Source organism: Streptomyces murinus, from assembly GCF_002154555.1.
Lineage (GTDB): Bacteria > Actinomycetota > Actinomycetes > Streptomycetales > Streptomycetaceae > Streptomyces > Streptomyces murinus.
On the sequence record NZ_MUNF01000841.1, the window covers coordinates 1 to 2379 of the forward strand.

Annotated in this window: 2 protein-coding genes and 1 pseudogene; all 3 read left to right on the forward strand. The window is 71.2% G+C overall.

The features are described from left to right. Positions 1-473, forward strand: a 473-nt coding sequence (locus CCN72_RS35705) for a PP2C family protein-serine/threonine phosphatase (RefSeq protein WP_425276203.1), incomplete at its 5' end; no start/stop codon positions are given. An 88-nt stretch (positions 474-561) separates the two neighbouring features. After that, the gene (locus CCN72_RS35710; RefSeq protein WP_086812529.1) at positions 562-1899 is read left to right on the forward strand and encodes a vWA domain-containing protein; all 1338 of its coding nucleotides are present in this window, start codon (positions 562-564) and stop codon (positions 1897-1899) included. A 59-nt stretch (positions 1900-1958) separates the two neighbouring features. After that, positions 1959-2117: pseudogene (locus CCN72_RS41490) on the forward strand (FHA domain-containing protein); the annotation flags it as partial. Between the last annotated feature and the right edge of the window lie 262 nt (positions 2118-2379).

A 2379-nucleotide genomic window follows, 5' to 3' on the forward strand; every position in this document is an offset into this window, starting at 1 on the left:
CAGTAGGCGCGGCTGTCGCCGCCGGACTCCTGGTGGTCGGCTGGGTCGGCGACAGCCGCGCCTACTGGGTGCCGGACGACCGCGACGCGCCGCCCGCCCGGCTGACCGAGGACGACTCCTGGGCCGCGCAGATGGTCGCCGCCGGACTGATGAGCGAGGCCGAGGCGTACGCCGACGAGCGCGCCCACGCGATCACCGGCTGGCTCGGCGCGGACGCCTATGAACTGGACCCGCACACCGCGTCGTTCAAGCCGGACCGGCCCGGTGTGGTGGTGGTGTGCACCGACGGACTGTGGAACTACGCCGAGACGGCGCGGGAGATGGCCGACACGATCCCGGCGGACGCCGCCGCCCGGCCGCTGCACAGCGCCCGCGTCCTGGTCGGCCACGCCCTGGACGGCGGGGGCCACGACAACGTAACAGTGGCCGTGCTGCCGTTCCCCGCACCACCGCAGGGGGCAGGATCGGCCTGAGGCCACGGGGGCCACGGGCCGGAGGGGACCGGCCCGTACACAGCACCGCCGCGCGTGAGCGAGCCGGTGGAGGGGGATTTGAGTTCGTATGGCCAATTTCGCGAAGCCGAGCGTGCCACGGTTCTCGGTGGACGTGTACCAGAACGAGTACCTGCCCGAGGGCGGCCGCGAGGTCAACGCCATCGTCACGGTGACGGCGACGGGGGGCGGCACACTGGGCGGGGGTCTGAGCCCCGCCGCCCCGGACGGGCGGCCCTCCGCCGCCGTGGCGATCATGGTCGACTGCTCGGGCTCCATGGAGTATCCGCCGACGAAGATGCGCAACGCCCGGGACGCCACGGCCGCCGCCGTCGACACCCTGCGCGACGGCACCCACTTCGCGGTCATCGCCGGCACCCATGTGGCCACCGAGGTCTACCCCGGCGACGGGGGCCTGGCCGTCGCGAGCCCCACCACCCGGCACCGGGCCAAGCAGGCGCTGCGACGGCTCACCTCGGGCGGCGGTACGGCCATCGGCACCTGGCTGCGCCTCGCCGACCGGCTGCTGTCCTCGGCGGACGTCGCCCTGCGGCACGGCATCCTGCTCACCGACGGGCGCAATGAGCACGAGTCGCCGGAGGATCTGCGCGCCGCCCTCGACGCCTGCGCGGGCCGGTTCACCTGTGACGCGCGGGGCGTGGGCACCGACTGGGAAGTGAAAGAAGTCACAGGGATCGCCTCGGCGCTCCTCGGCACCGCCGACATCGTCGCCGATCCGGCGGGCCTCGCCGCCGACTTCAGGCAGATGATGGAGACGGCGATGGGCAAGGAGGTCGCCGACGTCGCCCTGCGGGTGTGGACGCCGGTCGGCACCACCCTCCGCTACGTCAAGCAAGTCGCCCCTGCCGTCGAGGACTTGACCGCCCGCCGCACCGAGGCCGGGCCGCGCGCCGGGGACTATCCGACCGGGTCCTGGGGCGACGAGTCCCGCGACTACCACCTGTGCGTGGAGGTCCCGCCGGCCGGCCTCGGCCGCGAAATGCTGGCCGCGCGGGTGTCGTTGGTGGTTCCGCAGCCGGACGGCTCGGCACAGAACCTCGGCGCGCAGGGCCTGGTACGGGCCGTATGGACCGACGACATGACGGCCTCCACCGCGATCAGCCCCCAGGTCGCCCACTACACGGGTCAGGCCGAACTGGCACAAGTCATCAAGCAGGGGCTCGATCTGCGCAAAGTGGGCGATTTCGATGGAGCAACGGCCAAACTGGGACGGGCCGTTCAGTTGGCGAGCGCCTCGGGGAACGCGGATACTGCGAAACTGCTTTCGAAGGTGGTGGACGTGGTCGACGCCGCGACAGGTACTGTGCGGTTGAAGACGAGGGTCGCTCAGGCCGATGAGATGACTCTGGAGACCCGGTCCACAAAGACTGTTCGTGTAAAGAAGTGACCTGGAAGCGACCCTAGCGATCCAGCCGGACCCTTAAAGGAAGAAGGGGAAGCACCGACATGCCGACCTGCCCGAACGGACACCAGTCGGGTTCCGACGACTGGTGCGAGGTCTGCGGTCACCGCATGGCCGGTGCCGTACCTCCGCCTCCGCCGCCCCCGCCGCCCGGCGGTTACGGCTTCCCGCCCTCCGGTGGCGGCCGGCAGGGCGCCCGCCCGCCGGCCGCCACCGGAGGGCGAGAAGCCGTAACCACCGGGCGGCGGGGGCGGCGGAGGCGGAGGTACGGCACCGGCCATGCGGTGACCGCAGACCTCGCACCAGTCGTCGGAACCCGACTGGTGTCCGTTCGGGCAGGTCGGCATGTCGGTGCTTCCCCTTCTTCCTTTAAGGGTCCGGCTGGATCGCTAGGGTCGCTTCCAGGTCACTTCTTTACACGAACAGTCTTTGTGGACCGGGTCTCCAGAGTCATCTCATCGGCCT